Genomic DNA, 16,909 nt, shown 5'->3' on the forward strand with positions numbered 1-16,909 from the left:
CAGGTGCCCAAAGGTCTTCCTGTCGGCAATCGCGTTGGCAGTCCTCGTCATTTACTGGCTATGAGTCCTGAGCCTAAAGGGTCCCGACATCGCGCCCCGGCTATATTCAAAAGTTCTACATTTTGCTATTTCGAGACTAGTCCCGAAATCATCCGCTTGGCGGTGATTATGTACATGCGGTTTTCTCTGCCGTTCCGGGGTGTCGGGGATCTGCTACATGAGCCCGTATTGAATTTTCCAACGAAATCGATGTGGTGCTGCGGTCGGTCGGAAACAGGTTGCTGGCTGAACAAACGGCAATATCCTACCCAGGCTGAGACGGGTTCAAATCTGTCTGTCAGCACCCAAGGGCGCACTTGATCTGAACTGGACGGTCCGTGCCCCATCAATCCAGGTTTTGCCTGTCGGGGAAGCCTCCGGGCAGAAAAGTTGTTTTGCCTAAAGCAGTTTCGCATGTGCCAAGATTGATTTAGGCACCCGGTTGCCATATCTGCAGGTGAAGGGCTGATAGGGCCAGGTTTCAGATACCTTTAACTATGGGACAGGTAGGTCAGTGACCGTAGACGACAATTCGCTCATCATTATCGCGTTGCTGCCATTCTTGGGGGCGCTTGTTCCGGGGGTCATGATCCGTGCGGGCCGCAATGCCTGCGCTGCATTCACGGCGGTTCCGACGGCTTTGGCGCTTGTCATGCTTCTGACCAAGGCGCCTGGCGTATTTGCGGGCCAGGTGTATGTGGCAGAGGTCGACTGGCTGCCGCAGCTGGGTCTCTCGGCGGCGTTTTTCCTTGACGGGCTTGGGTTTCTTTTCGCCTCGATGATCCTGGGCGTTGGCCTGTTGATCACGCTCTACGCGCGGTTCTACCTTTCGGGTGAGGACCCGATGGGGCAGTTCTATACCTACCTGCTGTTGTTTCAGGGGGCAATGCTGGGCATTGTCCTGTCGGACAACATATTGCTTTTGTTGATTTTCTGGGAGCTGACCTCGCTCAGCTCCTTCCTGTTGATCGGTTATTGGAAACATCTGCCTGAAGGGCGGCAGGGTGCGCGCATGGCGCTGGCCGTGACCGGTGCGGGCGGGCTGGCGATGATCGGGGGCATGTTGATCCTTGGCAATATCGTCGGCAGCTACAACCTGACGGATATCCTTGCGGCAGGCGATTTGATCAAGGCGTCCGACTGGTATCTCCCGGCGCTGATCCTGATCCTTCTGGGAGCATTCACCAAATCGGCGCAGTTCCCGTTCCATTTCTGGTTGCCACATGCGATGGCCGCGCCGACGCCGGTGTCGGCCTATCTGCACTCGGCCACCATGGTCAAAGCGGGCGTCTTCCTGATGGCGCGGATGTGGCCTGCTCTGGCGGGCACCGATGCGTGGTTCTACATTGTCGCAACGATTGGCCTGATCACGATGGTGACCGGCGCGCTGATTGCGCTGTTCAAGGACGACCTCAAAGCGCTTCTGGCCTATTCTACGGTCAGCCACCTTGGACTTCTGACCATGCTCCTTGGATTTGGTACCCCGATGGCGGCAGTTGTGGCGGTGTTCCACATCATCAACCACCTCACCTTCAAGGCGGCGCTGTTCATGACCGCCGGCATTGTCGATCACGAGGCCCACACCCGCGACATCAAGCGGCTCGGCGGTCTGCGCACCCTGATGCCGATCACCTTTGTGATCGGAACGCTTGCAGCGTTGTCGATGGCGGGCATTCCGCTTTTGAACGGGTTTCTGTCAAAAGAAATGATGCTGGAAGAGGCGGCGCACACGACATGGGCCGGCAGCCACCTTGCCCTGCCGGTTCTAGCAACGGTAGGGGCCTTGTTGTCGGTGGCCTATTCCTTCCGCTTTGTGGCGCATGTTTTCCTTGGTCCGGTGCGTGAGGACTACCCGCATAAACCCCATGATCCGCCATTTGGCCTGTGGGCTGCCCCGGCGCTGTTGGTTGGCCTTGTCGTGTTGATCGGGCTTTTGCCACATGTGGTTGAGCCGCTGGTCAAAACTGCGGCTGGTGCTGTCACCGGGGGGGAGCTTCCCTATTTCCATCTCAAGATCTGGCACGGGTTCACACCCGCCTTGTTCATGTCAGTTATCGCGACGGTTGGTGGTCTGATCCTGTTGATGTTGCATGTGCCGCTTGACCGGATCTGGGCCAGCGCGCCGCGTCCCGAGGCCAAGGTCATCTTCGACCGTTTGATTGCGGCGCTGGTAAACCTGTCGCGCCGGATTTCCGACGCGACGCATGATGGCGCCATGTCGCGCTATCTGGCGATCTTTGTCGTCGCGACCACGGCGCTTGGCTATATCGCCTGGCGCGGGGCGGCCATGCCTGCAGAGACACGCGCACTTCTACCGATCCCCCCCCTGGTCTTTGTGATCTGGATCCTCCTGATGGCGGCGACCGCGTCGGTTGTGCTGATGCACCGCGAACGGTTCCGGGCTCTGGTTGTCCTTGGGGTGATCGGCCTCACGATTTCGGTCGGGTTTGTCTATCTGTCAGCGCCGGACCTCGCGCTGACCCAGATTTCGGTCGAGACAGTGACGATCATGCTTTTGCTGCTGGCACTGCACTACATGCCCAAATCTTCGCCAATAGAAAGCAGCGCCACCCGCCGGATCCGCGACGGGGCAATTGCGCTGGCGGCTGGTGGCGGTGTAGGTGCGCTGGCCTATGCCTTCATGCTGCGCGACACTTCGACGATTTCGCAATACCACCTCGACAATTCCTATGAGGGCGGCGGCGGCACCAATGTCGTCAACGTGATCCTTGTCGATTTCCGGGGCTACGACACCTATGGCGAGATCATCGTGCTGGGGATTGCCGGCCTGATCATCTTTGCGATCATGGAAGCGCTTCTGAACGGTCCGGCTTCTCGCAAGCTGCGCCGGACAGACTATTCCGCTGATCGATCGCGGGATCGCCACCCTCTGATGGTCGTGATCGCGACGCGGGTGATGATGCCGGTGGCGCTGATGGTCGGGGCCTATATCTTCCTGCGTGGCCATAACCAGCCGGGGGGCGGTTTTGTCGCCGGTCTGGTCGTGTCGATCGCGTTGTTGATGCAATACATGGCCTCAGGCTTTGCCTGGACCCAGGACCGGCAGCGGATCGAGTACCACTCGCTGATCGGGTGGGGCGTGGTGCTGGCGGGTCTGACCGGCGCGGCCGCCTGGCTTTATGCCTCGCCATTCCTTACGAGCCTTTACGGTTACATCGAGGTTGCCCCGATCGAGAAATTCGGCATCGGCACCGCGTTCCTGTTCGATCTTGGCGTGTTCCTTGCGGTGCTTGGAGCTGTGATGCTGATGCTCTATTCGCTGTCGCGCATTGCCCGTTATGCCGGTGAAACCGTGAATACCGAGCCGATGGACTATGACCCGTCCGACCCCGTGCAGGCGGCAGAGAAGGAGAGCTGAGATGGAATTCATTGTCGCCAGTTCCGTGGGCGCGCTGACGGCTGCGGGAATCTATCTGATCCTGCGCTTGCGCGCCTTTGCCAGCATTCTGGGCCTTGCGCTGTTGTCTTATGCGGTGAACGTCTTTCTCTTTGCTTCCGGGCGGCTGGCAGTGGACATGCCGCCGATCCTGTCGAAATACGGCAATGGCGGCTATACTGACCCGCTGCCGCAGGCGCTTGTGCTGACCGCCATCGTGATTTCTTTCGGGATGACGGCAGTTCTGGTGATGGTGGCGCTTGGCGCCTACCTGGAGTCAGATGATGACCGGATCGACATGGATGGCGACGACATGGTCGGGGAGGGCGACGCGACATGAATCATTGGATCATCGCGCCCGTCGTCCTGCCGGCGCTTCTTGCCCCTGTCATCGGTTTTGTCATGCGCCACGACATCGTGCTGGCGCGGACGGCCTCTATCTTTGGCACCGTCGCGCTTTTTGCCATCGCGATTGGGCTGTTCGTCATGTCGGCGGGCGATCCGCAGGCGTATTATCTGGGCGACTGGCCCGCCCCGTTTGGCATCGTCCTGGTGCTGGACCGTCTGTCGGCAATGATGGTTCTGCTGACCAGTGTGCTGGCCTTGATCGTGCTGCTCTATGCAGTCGCAACCGGATGGGACGCGCGCGGGCGCCATTTCCACGCGCTTTTCCAGTTTCAGCTGATGGGGATCGTCGGCGCCTTCCTGACCGGCGACATCTTCAACCTGTTTGTGTTCTTCGAGATTCTGCTGATCGCGTCTTACGGACTGATGATCCATTCCGGCGGGCGCGAGCGGATGCGGGCCGGGTTGCAATATGTGATCATCAACCTGGCCGGATCGACCCTGTTCCTTTTTGCGCTCGGGGTGCTTTATGCCACCACCGGCACGCTCAATATCGCTGACCTGGCGCAGAAACTTCAGGCCTATCCCGCCGAGGACGCCGCATTGGTGCGGGTGGCGGCGATGCTTCTGATGATCGTCTTTGCGCTCAAGGCGGCGCTGTTTCCGTTGCAGTTCTGGCTGCCCGGCACCTATGCCAATGCCCCGGCCCCTGTGGCGGCCCTGTTTGCGATTATGACAAAGGTCGGTGCCTATGCGATCCTGCGGGTGCATACCGTCGTGTTCGGCCCCGGCGTCGAGGCGACGGACGGTCTGGCGCAGACTTGGTTGTTCCCCGCTGCCATCGTGACCATTGCTGTCGGCGCGATTGGTGTCCTCGGTGCCCGCCGCCTGATGCCCCTGATCGCCTTCTCGGTTCTTGGCTCGATGGGTACGCTCATGGCCGCGATTTCGGCGTTCACACCACAGGCGACAACGGCGGCGCTCTACTATCTCATCCATTCCACCTTTGCGGCAGCCGTTCTGTTCCTCGTGGCGGATATGGTTGTTGCGCGGCGCAAAAGCGACAGTCTTGCTGTGCAGGCAGCCACCCAGCAGAATGGCCTTTTTGCTGCGCTGTTCTTTGCTGCCGCCATCGCGATGGCGGGGATGCCGCCGCTCAGTGGTTTCCTTGGCAAACTTCTGGTGCTTGATGCGCTGCGCGCTCCCGAAATCATGGCCTGGGTGTGGACAGCGATCCTGATCGGCTCGCTCATGACCATCGTCGGGTTTGCCCGCGCCGGCAGTCAGCTGTTCTGGAAGTCGGTTTCGGTGGTTCCTGAGGAGGCCGGGCCGGACGATCCCTTGCCCGAGGTCCCGCCGGCGGCCGGTGTCGCTGAAGTGGCCCCGGTGATGGTTGCCATAGGCGTTCTGGCGACGGTGACCGTTCTGGCCGGGCCATTGACGCAATACCTGGACCAGACCACGGCGCAACTGTTCGACCGCGATGGCTATGTCAGCGCGGTACTGGGCACCGCGGGGGAGGAGTGAGATGATCCGCAGACTTATCCCGCACCCGTTTCTGAGTATCGCTTTGACGCTTGTCTGGCTTGGCCTCGTCAACAAGGTCACACCCGGCAACGTTCTTCTGGGCGCGATCCTTGGATGGGTCGTGCCAATGGTCACCGCGCCTTACTGGCCCAACCGGCCGACATTGCGGCGTCCTATGGTCGCGATTCGCTATGTACTTGTCGTGCTCTGGGACATCGTGGTGGCGAATGTGCAAGTTGCCTTGATGATCGCGTTCAAGCGCAACGAGGATTTCCGCTCTCACTGGGTCGTGGTCCCTCTGGAATTGACATCGCCCGAGGCAATCACGGTGCTGGCCGGGACCATCACCATGACCCCCGGCACCTTGTCGGCGATGCTTTCGGCTGATGCACGTTCGATCCTGGTGCATTGCCTGCACACCGAGGATCTTGAAGGCACGGTCGCCGAGATCAAACGGCGCTATGAACAGCCCCTGAAGGAGGTATTCGAATGATCACCGCCGCCTTGTATTTCGCTTTCGCCTGTTTCGGCCTTGGCTTGCTGATCTGTATGTGGCGTCTTCTCGTGGGTCCTGACTCTGCAGACCGCATCCTGGCCCTGGACACGATGGTGATCAACGTGATCGCGCTGTTGGTACTTTATGGCATCCTTGAAGGCACCGCGATGTATTTCGAGGCCGCCCTGCTGGTGGCCATGGTCGGGTTTGTCTCTACCGTCGCCTATTGCCGCTTCGTGCTGCGCGGCGACATTATCGAGTAAGGGGGATCTGTCGTGGCAACCGTTTCAGAAGTCTTGATCGCGATCTTCATTGTCTTCGGTGGGGTGTTCGGGCTGGTTGGCTCTTATGGCCTGCTCAAACTGCGTGAAACCATGCAGCGCCTCCACGGGCCGACCAAGGCCACCACACTGGGGATCGGCTGTGTGCTGATTGCCTCGATGCTTTTCTTCTTCCTGATCAAGGGTAACCTGTCGATCCACGAATTGCTGATCACGCTGTTCCTGTTCCTGACCGCCCCGATCACTGCAAACTTTATCGCCAAGACCTTCATCATTCGCAACCTGAGCAAAGACACTTTGCCCGAGTCGCGCTCGGATTATGGCTGGTCGGTCTATGACGATCCGCCGACGCTGACCGAAGAGTAGGGCAAGGTATCAACGCGCCTGGTGCAGCAGCCGGCGATTTGACCCTGCCTGCGTCAGCTTGCGGCGTTCCCTCTCCATTTGGAAGTCGCATGTGGATGAGATGTTCTTGACGGAAATGGCAACACAGGCCACGGGAAACGGGCGTTGGGAGATTGTTCGTGGCGTGCCATTCCTGCGACGCGAAAGGCCGATACATCGCTGCGGGTGATTGCGCAGTTTGTCAAAGCTCGCCCCTGTCCAAGCCTCGGTTCTCAGCGCCTTCAAATCGGAGCGGAGTCTCTATACCAGGTCATTCAAACTGAACCGCGCTGCCGCTCGTGACCAAATGCCTGGTCTCTGCGGGGTATTAGGTGACATTGGATCTGTCCTGGCTGAGACGAGGTCGGATCCGCCTGACAGCACCGACATCCCCAAGTCAATTTCTGTTTCAGCGAAAATCTGGATTGGCAGGACGCAAAATGCTGCCTGCCTTTGTCGGGCTGGCCCCCAGGTTGGTGGGTGGTGGTCTGTCCAGCCTGTCGTGGCGCGCTTTTTGGGGGCGGCAAGGTGGTCCGCACGTGTTGTACAAATGTGGCTACTCGCGGCGGCGTTCGGGGGCGGGCCCGGTAGTTTCTCTTATCACCAGTTCGGCGGGGACGAGTGAAACTGCTGTGGGCATGTCCGGCGCGGTAATCCGTTCCAGGACCACCCGGGCGAGTTTCCGTCCAAGCTGATAGGGCGATACGGCGAGGGTTGTCAGGGGCGGGGTCGCAATCGCGGCATCCTGAACATCATCGAAGCCCACGACCGAAATGTCCTTGCCCGGCGAAAGCCCCATCCGGGTCAGTCCGGAACACGCGCCAATGGCGACCATGTCGCCATTGCATATCACGCCGGTCACTTCGGGGTGTGCGGAAAGCAGTTTTGATATTTCGACCAGCCCTGACGTCTTTTCGTCCGGGCAATTCCAGACGACAAGATCCGGCAATCCCAGCTCAGACAGTGCCTTCCGACAGCCCTCGATCCGCTCGACGCGAACCCCGAAACCTGCCGTGCCGCCCAGATAGGCAATATGGCGGTGGCCGAGGTCGGCGAGGTAGCGCGTGGCCTTTTCAGTGGCGGCCGCGTTTTCAATTCCAACGTGATCGAAGCGGCCTTTTCCTGATCGCCGCAGGAACGTGACTGCCGGCATGCCGTGAGCTTTAAGCAAGTCATAGGTGGCGTCGTCGGTTTCTTCTGCGGGAACCCAGAGAAGTCCGCCGCGCGAGGATTGAATGAACGCCTCAAGGTTCCTGCGTTGCCGGTTGGCGTCGTCGTTGCTGTCCAGCACGGACACAAGGTATCCTTCGGTTTCAAGAAGGTCTGACACACCGCTGATGACTTCGGCGTTGAACGGGTTTGAAATCTTGTGGACTGCAAATCCGATCTCACGGTTTTCGCCCGAGCGCATTGAGGCGGCCCGGCCATCGCGGACGTAGTTGAGCTTCTTTGCAGCCGAGAGGACACGCTTGCGGGTGACCTCGGATATCCGTCCGGTGCCGCGTAGAACCTGGCTGGCGGTAGCGGTGGAAACATTCGCAGCCCGGGCGACATCCGCGAGTTTCGGTTTCTGCTCCATCAATCCTCGGTTCGTTGTCGATATGGTTCCATCCTATCTTTTCACCAATTTTGCACAAAAAATCAAACGTTTTGGCAAATAGTGCCACATGTTCAATTGCACACGTATGAAAATAAAGTTTGACTTGAGGTATAACGATATATCATGGTTTCCGCATCGCGGGCCGATTCTGCCTGTTTTTGGCCATTTTGTGCCGAGTGGGGTCGTGCACCGTTGCGGGAGGAAGGTCGGAGATCCGGCCAAATGCAGATTTGGAGGAAATGATGTCGTTCAAAACAAAGTTGGCTGGAGCAATGACCGGTGTTGCGGTCTTGACGTCGGCGGTGGCTGTTCAAGCAGAGGTGTTGTTCTGGTCGACCCAGGCGCGGCCAGCCGAGGAGGCACAGGCCATGCGGGTCGAGGTGTTGGGCGGTTTTGGTCCTGGTGTGGACTATCAACCCAATGAGGCGGGGCCATGGCTGACCCGTTTCAAGGCGGAAATCGAGGCTGGCTCTGGTTCGATTGGCGTGCTGGGCTCTCTGCATGGGGACTTTTCGTCGCTGGATGCGGACACATTGATGGACCTGGATGGCCTGGGTGTGATGTCGTCGAGCGAGACGTTCAACAACCTTGCAAAGCTGGGCACTGACAGCATGCAATACGTTCCCTGGATGCAGGCCAGCTATATCATGGCGGCCAACAAGGAAGCGCTGCAATACCTGCCGGAAGGCGCCAATATTGATGCGCTGTCCTATGATGAATTGATCCAATGGACCGCCAATGTGCATGAGGCCGTTGGTCAACCGAAGTTCGGTTTTCCCGCCGGTCCGAAGGGGCTGAAACACCGCTTCTTCCAGGGGTATCTCTATCCGTCCTATACCAACGGCGTGGTGCGCACATTTGCTTCGCCCGAGGCCGTGACCGCATGGGAGAAGTTCAAGGAACTTTGGGCGCATACCAACCCCGCATCGACCAACTACAACTTCTTGCAGGAGCAGCTGTTGTCAGGTGACGCGTGGATCGTGTTCGACCATACTTCGCGGTTGGCGCAGGCGTTCAATGAGCGCCCGGATGACTTTGTTGCATTCCCCGCCCCGGCGGGCCCGACCGGTCGCGGCTTCATGCCGGTTCTGGCAGGTGTCGCCATCCCGGAAACCGCGCCCGACAAGGACGCGGCGATGGCACTGGTCAAGTACCTGTTGAAACCCGAGACCCAGCTCGCGACCCTGCGCGCGACAAGTTTCTTCCCTGTCGTCGACGTCGATCTGCCTGACGACCTGCCGCCGGCTGTGCGCGCGGCGGGCGACGCGGTAGCCAAGATGAGCGCATCGCCGGACGCCAACCCCGGCCTGTTGCCGGCTGGCCTTGGGTCAAAGGGGGGTGACTTCAACCGTGTGTTCGTCGACACTTTTGAACGTATCGTTCTTGCCGGTCAGCCCATCGACCGTGTTCTGGCGGACCAGAAACGGGCACTGGCCAAGATCATGGACGACACCGGTGCGCCCTGCTGGGCACCGGATGCGCCCTCGGACGGTGCGTGCCCGGTCGAGTAACCGAAGCACCGGTGGACCAATTTGTTCGGGCCGCAGAACCGGCCCGAACACCACGCCACCTACCATGTGTGGCGCAAGGGGCCGGTTGCGGTCCAGCCCGTCCAACCTAGCCGAGGAGCTTTCCCATGAACGCTCGGGTTCTGCCATATGTGTTGATTGCGCCGGTGACATTGTTTCTGTGCGTCTTCTTCCTCTACCCGTTTTTCCTTGTGGCGCAGCAGGCGTTCACAACTGGCAACGGGTTCACGATGGACAACTTCCGTGAAGTCGTAAGCTATTGGAAATTCCCAATTTCGCTCCGCAACACATTCCTTCTGGCCTTGGCCGTTGTGCCCGTTCAGCTGGCGTTGTCCCTGCTTATGGCGACGATGGTCAACAACATGAAGCGGGGGCGCGACCTCGTGCTTTATGTCTGGACGATCCCGCTGGGGATTTCGGACCTTGCCGCCGGGATCATCTGGCTGGCGATCTTTGAACAGTCAGGTTTCCTGAATTCGATGCTTTATGGGCTTGGCGTTGTCGACCAACCGGCGTCTTTCCTGTCCTACCAGAACATGACGGTTGTCTTCATCGCGATCATGTTGGCCGAGATCTGGCGGGCGACCGCAATCATGCTGGTCATCATTGTCGCTGGGATCGGACTGATACCGAAAGAGTATTACGAGGCCGCGGAAGTCTTTGGCGCGTCGCCCTGGAAACGGTTTGTCAAGATCACCCTGCCGCTGTTGCGCCCATCCTTGCAGACCGCGCTGATCCTGCGTGTTGTCTTGGCATTCGAGGTATTCGCGGTCGTAGCAGCGCTGGGCGGGTCGATTTTCCCGGTCCTGATGGAGCAGATCTATGAGAACCAGTTCAACCTGCAGAATGGCGGAACCGCGGCGGCGCTGGCTCTGATCGTCCTTGCGATCTCGATCAGCTTCACTCTTGTCATCCTGCGCGCCCTGCGTGTGCCGAAGGGGGCAACGATATGAGTGATGCAGCTTCTGTTTCCGGGCATTCCACCAACAAGGCCGGGCGGTTTGTCTATGTCTCTGGCGTTGTCCTGCTGTGCGCCTGGGTGCTGATCCCGCTTTACCTTCTACTGGTCAACACCCTGTCTTCACCCGAGGCGGTGAATAGTTTTCCCAAGTCGTTCCTGCCCGGGTTCGACCTTGGCTCGCTCGAGTTTTTTGCGGGCTTCTCGGGCATGCTGGTGGCGTTGAAGAACTCCATCATCGTGGCGGCCATCACCATGGTTCTGTCGATCCTGATCGGCGCGCCTGCGGGATATGCGCTGTCACGGTTTGAGTTTCGCGGCAAGGAAGTGTTCCGACTGCTGATCCTACTGACCCGGGCGTTTCCGTTGCCGCTTCTGGCGCTTCCACTGGCGGTACTGTTCATTCGGACTGGGTTGGACGATACCGCCTTCGGTCTGGCCCTTGTGCATACCACCCTGGCCGTCCCGTTTGCCGTATTGATCACGTTTTCCCTGTTTTCCGGCATCCCGCTTGAGTTGGAGGAAGCCGCGTGGACGCTGGGTTGCACCCGGTTGACTGCCTTCACCAAGGTTGTCCTGCCGTTGATCCTTCCGGGGATTACCGCGTCGGCGATCTTTGCCTTTGTCATCAGCTGGAATGAGGTTTTTGCAGCCGCTGTTCTGACGATCGAGAACCGGACGCTGACGGCGTTTCTGCTGCAGACCTTGTCGGAATCCCCGCTTCACCTGAAGTTCGCCGGAGGCTTCATCCTCGTCGTGCCGGCACTCGTCTTCATCTTCGCCGTGCGCAAATACCTGTTTGCCATGTGGGGTATCGCCAATCGCTGAATGCGGTTGCAGGAAAAGGAGCCAGAAAAATGGCTGTCATCGAAATCAAGAACGTCGCAAAGCGGTTTGGCGAATACCAGGCGTTGCAGGATATCAACCTGACCATCGAGGATCAGGAGTTCATGGTTCTGCTGGGCGCTTCGGGTTGTGGAAAGTCCACGCTTCTGCGGATCATCTGCGGTCTGGAAACCGCGACCGAAGGCGAAGTCTGGATCGGAGGTAAGCGTGTTGACCACCTGCCGCCCAAGGACAGGGGGATCTCGATGGTGTTCCAGAACTACGCGGTCTTTCCCCACCTCACGGTCTTCGAGAATATCGCTTTCGGGCTGCGCATGAAGAAACTGCCTGACGATGAGGTCACACGACGGGTCGAGCGCACCGCCGGCCTGATGCACATCGACCAGCTTCTCCAGCGGTATTCAGGAGAATTGTCCGGCGGTCAGCGTCAGCGGGTTGCCGTGGCCCGCGCGCTTGCGATGGAGCCGGACGTGATCCTGATGGATGAACCGCTTTCGAACCTGGATGCGCTGCTGCGCATGGAGATGCGCGCAGAACTCAAGGGTGTTTTGGCCGAAAGCAACACGACGGCAATCTATGTGACTCACGATCAGGTCGAAGCCATGTCAATGGCCGACCGGATCAGTGTGATGCACAAAGGCGAGATCGTGCAGGCGGCGTCTCCGATCGAGGTATATCGCAACCCTGCCGCCGAGTTCGTCGCCGGGTTCATCGGTAACCCGCCGATGAATTTCCTACCCGCCGCACCCGCTGGCAGCGGGCAGTGGCACGTTGCGGGGCAGGTGATCGAGGGGCCGCAAGTGGACCGGGCCCTGAGGTTCGCAGTGCGGCCAGAGGACGTGCGCCCGGCCGAGACAGGGCTAACCGCGGTTGCAAGAATCGTCGAGCCGCTTGGCGCGCATCTTCTGGTCACCTGTGATATCGAGGGTGAAATGTTCCGCGCCGTGCTGGACAGCGACCTTGCGATCCGGTCCGGCGACAAGCTGATCCTTGCGCCGCAGCCTGACCGGGTGCGTTGGTTCGACCCCGAAACGACCAAGGCCGTTGCCTGACAACCTCCCGGAGATCGAAGATGTCAGAGAACATCATCAATCGTGCCGTCGAAATATTGCGGCAGAATGACTTGGGCGACTACACCGTTCCGACGCATGGCCTTTATCCCTTTCAATGGAATTGGGACAGTTGCCTGACGGCGCTGGGGCAAAGCCAGTTCGACGAGGGCCGCGCCTGGCGCGAAATCGAGACGCTGTTTGCACACCAATGGGATGACGGGATGGTCCCGCATATCATCTTCCACAAGGAAGATGACGGGTATTTTCCCGGCCCTGAAATCTGGGCCACCGGAAGGCCGGTTCCAACTTCGGGTATCACGCAGCCGCCCGTCGCGGGGTTTTCGGTCGCGCGACTGGCCGCGCGCGCCAAGAACAAAGCGCTGGCCGAGGAAAAGGCCCGCTTGCTCTTGCCCAAGATCCAAGCATGGCACGAATGGTTCTATCGCTGTCGTGACCCAGAGGGCACGGGGCTTGTCGCTATCATTCACCCGTGGGAATCTGGCCGGGACAATTCGATCGACTGGGACGAGGCGTTCAAGCGAGTGCCTACGGAGGGCGTTTTGCCATTTGTTCGCCGTGACACGCAGCACGCCAATCCTGACCACCGCCCGACACAGGCACAATACGAGCGCTATGTCTGGCTGGTGCAGAGGTTCAGGTCTCTTGGCTGGGACAATGACAAGCTGCATGATGCATCGCCTTTCCAGCTGGTTGACCCCGGATTCAATGGCATCCTGCTTCGGTCGTGCAACGACCTTGCGGACCTGGCTGAACAACTTGGTGAAAACGCAATAGCGGCGGCTTCGCGAGCCCGGGTCGAAAGCGGTGTCGCTGCATTGGAGCAGTTGTGGGACGAAGGTCTGGGGCAGTACCGCTGCTTTGACCGGGTCGCTGGTGCAGCGGTGGACAGCGCGTCCGTGGCGGGGCTTCTTGCCGCCTTCGCTCCGATCCCGCAACCGCGCAAAGCCGCCATCGCGCGCCGGATAAGTGAATTGGCCAATCGGACCCGTTACCTTGTGCCCAGTCACGACCCGGCCGACCCGAGGTTTGACGGCCTTCGATATTGGCGGGGGCCGATCTGGCTGATCGTGAACTTCATGATCGCGGATGGCCTGCGCCAGGGTGGTTTGTCCGACCTAGCCGAGCAGATTGACCAAAGCAGCCTCGACCTGATCGGGAAGGCCGGCTTTGCCGAATACTATGACCCCATGACCGCCGAACCCTGCGGCGGTGCAACTTTCACGTGGACTGCCGCGATGGTCATCGAAATTCTGGTCGGTCTGGGGATGGAGCAGAAATGAAACGTTCCCGGATCAACGAAATCATGGCCGAAGCTGATGAAATGATCCGCAGCCATGGATTTACTTTGCCGCCATTTGCCTATTGGTCACCGGATGATTTCCGTGCCCGCAGGAATGTCGCGCGCGGTGTTATCGACGCCCGGTGCGGTTGGGACATCACCGACTACGGCGCAGGAGCGTTCGATCAGATGGGTCTGTTCCTGTTCACCCTGCGCAACGGCAGGCTATCCGATCTGACGCGCGGGCGGGGGATGTGCTATGCGGAAAAGCTGCTGATCTCGAAGCAGGATCAACTGTCGCCGTGCCACACTCACAAGATCAAGGCGGAAGACATTATCAACCGTGGGGGCGCGACGCTTGTTGTCGAGTTGTTTGGCTCTGACGATGAGGGTTCTTTTGACGGAGACCGTGGGGGCACCGTCTGGTGTGACGGGCTGCGCCGTGATTTTGCCGCGGGAGAAAAGCTGCGTCTGGCGCCGGGGGAAAGCGTCACGCTGATGCCAGGAGACTGGCATGCCTTCTGGGGTGACGGAGGGGACGTTCTGATCGGTGAAGTCTCGACCGTGAATGATGACGAAACCGACAACGTCTTTCGTGAACCCATAGGTCGTTTTGCTCAGGTGGAAGAAGACGCTGAACCCACGCACCTCCTGGTCAGCGACTATCTTGCGTGGCTGGGATGACTTCTGCTGTTGCCTGTCGCCTACCCGAAAACGGCGTGCGGCCGTCAGGAGGGCGCCCGACGCGCCCTCCGTCGCAGGATCAATCTCCGCGCGTCAATCCTTGAACCGCGCGGCGTTTGCCTTGGCCGCGGCGTCGATGTCGCCTTTGCCAAAGGCCGATGGCCGTGGTTCGGGCAATTGCAGTGCCGCCTGTGTCCTGGGCCGCGCGTCGATCCTGTCGAACCAGGCTTGCAGGTGGGGCAACCCGTCGACGCTGACAGTGGCCCAGAAATAGCTGCGCGCCCAGGGATAGGTCGCCATGTCGGCAATCGACATCTGATCGCCAACCAGCCACTCGCGCCCCGCTAGCCGTGTGTCCAGTACTTCGAGCAATCGGCGGCTTTCATCGACGTAGCGCTTGATCGCATAGGGCACATCGTTGCCGTTGGGCTTGGCGATACGCTGAAAGAACATCGCCTGGCCCATCATCGGCCCGATTCCGCCCATCTGGAACATCAACCATTGCAGGGTTTCTGAACGCTCCTTTGGATCATGGCTGAGGAACATGTCGTATTTTTCGGCCAGATACCACAGGATCGCGCCGCTTTCGAATACGGCGAAATCGCCGTTGCCTCTGTCGACGATCGTGGGAATCCGCCCATTTGGATTGAGCTTGAGATACTCGGGCGCTTTTTGCTCTTTCTTGGCAAAGCTTATGGGCACCATGTCATAGTCGATTTCGCCTTCGTGCAGAAAAATCAGCGGCTTCCAGCCATTCATGGTGTTCGCGGTATAGAGCAGGATATCAGGCTGCGACATGCTGGGCCTCGGCGAATTGCTGAACAAGATGGGCGTCGAATCGGGCGAAATCGGCCTCGATCTCGGGGTTTTTCATTACGTCGAAGGCCGCAAATGTCGGCAGCGGCTTCATTCCCAGGAAGCGGGCGGTCAGGTGGATCGGGCGCAATAAATCGTCGACACTGGCGCCTTGGAAGAAAGGTTCCAAGGGGGTGTCAAAAGCTTCGCGCGGAGCGTTGAAGGTTGCCGAGATCATGTAGCGAGTGCCATCCAGCGTGCCGCCGGTGCCGTAATTGACCTTGGGGGCATCCTGTGTACGGCCATCCCCGACACTCAGCCGCCCGTCCATCCCGGCGGTATAAACCTCGTCCATGTATTTCTTGAAGGCCCAGGGAACTCCCATCCAGTTGACCGGGAATTGCAGGATAATGTCGCCGGCCCATTGGTGGTTCGCGACTTCGGTTTCGACGTCATAGCCTTCGGCCACGACGGTCAGGCGCACGTCGTGTCCCATGTCCGTCAGTGCGTCACGGGCGCGGGTCGTGAATGCTTCGTTAAGTTTACCGGGGGCAAATTCATAGGGCTGTGTGCCGTTGATAATCAGGATGTTGCTCATCACTTTTCCAGGTCATCTGTCTTTCAAGTTTCGTGGAGCCGCTTGACTCGCGGCGGCGTGTCGGAGAACTTGAGTACTCTATGAACAAAAGGCAACCAGTATACTTTTGGTAACCTGGTTTCTGCGAAGAGGAGCCATGCAGTGCGGGCAAGGGTGGAACAAGACGACAAGGGGCGTCGCCGGGTGAGCGAAGCCTGCCTGGAGCCCTGCTCAATTGAGCGCGGGATGCGGATCATCGGCGGCAAATGGACTGGGTCGATCCTGTGGCACCTCAAGGACGGTCCGGTGCGGTTCAACGACCTTGCCCGCATGGTTGGCGGGGCGAGCAAAAAGATGATCACCGAACGCCTGCGGCAGTTGGAGGCCCAGGGATTGGTGTCACGCAGCGTTTTGGATACCTCGCCGGTTACGGTGCATTACGAGATCACCGAATTCGGACGTACCGCGCTGGGCTTTCTCAACGAGTTGCGCAAATGGACCGAAAGCCTGCCGACGGAGTTGCAGGAAAATCGCTGATTTCTGCTCCGGTGAAGTACCAGCCTGATCCTTGACGACTACATGTTCGCCTGACCGTGGCAAACCTGGGTGATCGAAGTGCGCGGACATACCCTGGCGCCCTTGTGAATTGGCCGTCGTTTGCTCCCGGTAGCTGATGCATCAAAAGCGATTCGGGAGGGTGGGGACACCTTTGCTACTTTCGATTGCGCTAACATTCAAAGACAAAAAATTAGCCTAAAGATGCATTTTTGCGAGATTTTTTCATGTGGAGGTAGGGGGGTGTTGGAAATGAGTGCATACGTTTGCAAAAAATTCTTGCCAAGTTGACGCAGCGACGGCTAGTCTTGTTGCAAGCGTATGCAAAACAGGGCTTCATCAGCCGCTCGGGGGAATACATGGCCGAAATTCAACTGCGTAACGTGGGCAAGCGCTGGGGGACGTTTGTCGGGGTCGACAACTTCGACCTGACCATTGCCGACAAGGAGTTCCTGGTGCTTTTGGGCCCCTCGGGATGCGGCAAGACCACGACGATGCGGATGATTGCCGGGCTGGAAGATGCCAGCGAGGGCGACATTCTGAT

At 59.1% G+C, this 16,909-nt stretch carries 17 protein-coding genes; 14 read left to right on the forward strand and 3 right to left on the reverse strand.

Translation table 11 applies throughout. The features are described 5' to 3' along the window. Window positions 1-553: 553 nt before the first annotated feature. The 6 genes from JQ863_RS18255 to JQ863_RS18280 are packed head-to-tail and all read left to right on the forward strand — an operon-like array spanning window position 554 to window position 6,451. On the forward strand, window positions 554-3,418 hold the full coding sequence (locus JQ863_RS18255; protein ID WP_204115767.1) for a monovalent cation/H+ antiporter subunit A: 2,865 nt from the start codon (window positions 554-556) through the stop codon (window positions 3,416-3,418). A gap of 1 nt (window position 3,419) precedes the next feature. Beyond that, a complete protein-coding gene (locus JQ863_RS18260; RefSeq protein WP_204115768.1) occupies window positions 3,420-3,776 on the forward strand; it encodes a Na+/H+ antiporter subunit C in 357 nt (118 codons plus the stop codon). Continuing rightward, window positions 3,773-5,308, forward strand: coding sequence for a monovalent cation/H+ antiporter subunit D (locus JQ863_RS18265; protein WP_204115769.1), 1,536 nt, complete (start codon window positions 3,773-3,775; stop codon window positions 5,306-5,308). The genes JQ863_RS18260 and JQ863_RS18265 overlap by 4 nt, the downstream gene beginning before the upstream one ends. Window position 5,309: 1 nt before the next feature. After that, a complete protein-coding gene (locus tag JQ863_RS18270; protein WP_204115770.1) occupies window positions 5,310-5,801 on the forward strand; it encodes a Na+/H+ antiporter subunit E in 492 nt (163 codons plus the stop codon). Then, a complete protein-coding gene (locus JQ863_RS18275; protein ID WP_204115771.1) occupies window positions 5,798-6,067 on the forward strand; it encodes a K+/H+ antiporter subunit F in 270 nt (89 codons plus the stop codon). Before JQ863_RS18270 ends, JQ863_RS18275 begins: the two co-directional genes overlap by 4 nt. Before the next feature lie 12 nt (window positions 6,068-6,079). Further along, a complete protein-coding gene (locus JQ863_RS18280) occupies window positions 6,080-6,451 on the forward strand; it encodes a Na+/H+ antiporter subunit G (RefSeq protein ID WP_204115772.1) in 372 nt (123 codons plus the stop codon). Window positions 6,452-7,025: 574 nt separating this feature from the next. Here the strand turns inward: JQ863_RS18280 and JQ863_RS18285 are convergent. Beyond that, entirely contained in the window at window positions 7,026-8,048 is a 1,023-nt protein-coding gene (locus JQ863_RS18285; protein ID WP_204115773.1) for a LacI family DNA-binding transcriptional regulator, read from the reverse strand. Between the two features lie 323 nt (window positions 8,049-8,371). Here JQ863_RS18285 and JQ863_RS18290 point away from each other — a divergent pair, with 323 nt between their 5' ends. The 6 genes from JQ863_RS18290 to JQ863_RS18315 all read left to right on the forward strand — a co-directional run bounded on the left by JQ863_RS18290 (window position 8,372) and on the right by JQ863_RS18315 (window position 14,438). After that, window positions 8,372-9,580: an ABC transporter substrate-binding protein gene (locus tag JQ863_RS18290; RefSeq protein ID WP_338055546.1), complete on the forward strand. Its 1,209-nt coding sequence runs from the start codon at window positions 8,372-8,374 to the stop codon at window positions 9,578-9,580. Window positions 9,581-9,705: 125 nt separating this feature from the next. Next, complete coding sequence (locus JQ863_RS18295) at window positions 9,706-10,551, forward strand: carbohydrate ABC transporter permease (RefSeq protein WP_204115775.1); 846 nt, start codon at window positions 9,706-9,708, stop codon at window positions 10,549-10,551. Continuing rightward, the gene (locus JQ863_RS18300; protein ID WP_204115776.1) at window positions 10,548-11,384 is read left to right on the forward strand and encodes a carbohydrate ABC transporter permease; all 837 of its coding nucleotides are present in this window, start codon (window positions 10,548-10,550) and stop codon (window positions 11,382-11,384) included. Before JQ863_RS18295 ends, JQ863_RS18300 begins: the two co-directional genes overlap by 4 nt. Window positions 11,385-11,413: 29 nt before the next feature. Continuing rightward, window positions 11,414-12,454 carry an ABC transporter ATP-binding protein gene (locus JQ863_RS18305; RefSeq protein WP_204115777.1) on the forward strand — a complete coding sequence of 347 codons (1,041 nt, stop codon included), beginning with the start codon at window positions 11,414-11,416 and terminating at the stop codon, window positions 12,452-12,454. A gap of 20 nt (window positions 12,455-12,474) precedes the next feature. After that, window positions 12,475-13,755 carry an amylo-alpha-1,6-glucosidase gene (locus tag JQ863_RS18310; protein ID WP_204115778.1) on the forward strand — a complete coding sequence of 427 codons (1,281 nt, stop codon included), beginning with the start codon at window positions 12,475-12,477 and terminating at the stop codon, window positions 13,753-13,755. After that, window positions 13,752-14,438: a D-lyxose/D-mannose family sugar isomerase gene (locus JQ863_RS18315; RefSeq protein WP_204115779.1), complete on the forward strand. Its 687-nt coding sequence runs from the start codon at window positions 13,752-13,754 to the stop codon at window positions 14,436-14,438. Before JQ863_RS18310 ends, JQ863_RS18315 begins: the two co-directional genes overlap by 4 nt. Before the next feature lie 93 nt (window positions 14,439-14,531). Here JQ863_RS18315 and JQ863_RS18320 read toward each other — a convergent pair whose 3' ends face one another. Further along, complete coding sequence (locus JQ863_RS18320; RefSeq protein WP_204115780.1) at window positions 14,532-15,236, reverse strand: glutathione S-transferase family protein; 705 nt, start codon at window positions 15,234-15,236, stop codon at window positions 14,532-14,534. Further along, complete coding sequence (locus JQ863_RS18325) at window positions 15,223-15,831, reverse strand: NAD(P)H-dependent oxidoreductase (protein ID WP_204115781.1); 609 nt, start codon at window positions 15,829-15,831, stop codon at window positions 15,223-15,225. Before JQ863_RS18325 ends, JQ863_RS18320 begins: the two co-directional genes overlap by 14 nt. A 183-nt stretch (window positions 15,832-16,014) precedes the next feature. Between JQ863_RS18325 and JQ863_RS18330 the strand changes: the two genes are divergently transcribed. Continuing rightward, on the forward strand, window positions 16,015-16,347 hold the full coding sequence (locus JQ863_RS18330) for a winged helix-turn-helix transcriptional regulator (protein ID WP_338055547.1): 333 nt from the start codon (window positions 16,015-16,017) through the stop codon (window positions 16,345-16,347). A 377-nt stretch (window positions 16,348-16,724) separates the two neighbouring features. After that, the coding region (locus JQ863_RS18335; protein WP_204115515.1) for an ATP-binding cassette domain-containing protein at window positions 16,725-16,909 on the forward strand (185 nt) is incomplete at its 3' end.

This window comes from Shimia biformata, from assembly GCF_016888515.1.
Classification (GTDB): domain Bacteria; phylum Pseudomonadota; class Alphaproteobacteria; order Rhodobacterales; family Rhodobacteraceae; genus Shimia_A; species Shimia_A biformata.

Bases quoted from the DNA above. Each gene is read 5' to 3' on its own strand.
- JQ863_RS18260 (WP_204115768.1), top strand. From the start codon at position 3,420: ATGGAATTCATTGTCGCCAGTTCCGTGGGCGCGCTGACGGCTGCGGGA.
- JQ863_RS18325 (WP_204115781.1), bottom strand. From the start codon at position 15,831: ATGAGCAACATCCTGATTATCAACGGCACACAGCCCTATGAATTTGCC.
- JQ863_RS18300 (WP_204115776.1), top strand. From the start codon at position 10,548: ATGAGTGATGCAGCTTCTGTTTCCGGGCATTCCACCAACAAGGCCGGG.
- JQ863_RS18320 (WP_204115780.1), bottom strand. From the start codon at position 15,236: ATGTCGCAGCCTGATATCCTGCTCTATACCGCGAACACCATGAATGGC.
- JQ863_RS18295 (WP_204115775.1), top strand. From the start codon at position 9,706: ATGAACGCTCGGGTTCTGCCATATGTGTTGATTGCGCCGGTGACATTG.
- JQ863_RS18285 (WP_204115773.1), bottom strand. From the start codon at position 8,048: ATGGAGCAGAAACCGAAACTCGCGGATGTCGCCCGGGCTGCGAATGTT.
- JQ863_RS18270 (WP_204115770.1), top strand. From the start codon at position 5,310: ATGATCCGCAGACTTATCCCGCACCCGTTTCTGAGTATCGCTTTGACG.
- JQ863_RS18305 (WP_204115777.1), top strand. From the start codon at position 11,414: ATGGCTGTCATCGAAATCAAGAACGTCGCAAAGCGGTTTGGCGAATAC.
- JQ863_RS18275 (WP_204115771.1), top strand. From the start codon at position 5,798: ATGATCACCGCCGCCTTGTATTTCGCTTTCGCCTGTTTCGGCCTTGGC.
- JQ863_RS18310 (WP_204115778.1), top strand. From the start codon at position 12,475: ATGTCAGAGAACATCATCAATCGTGCCGTCGAAATATTGCGGCAGAAT.
- JQ863_RS18315 (WP_204115779.1), top strand. From the start codon at position 13,752: ATGAAACGTTCCCGGATCAACGAAATCATGGCCGAAGCTGATGAAATG.
- JQ863_RS18265 (WP_204115769.1), top strand. From the start codon at position 3,773: ATGAATCATTGGATCATCGCGCCCGTCGTCCTGCCGGCGCTTCTTGCC.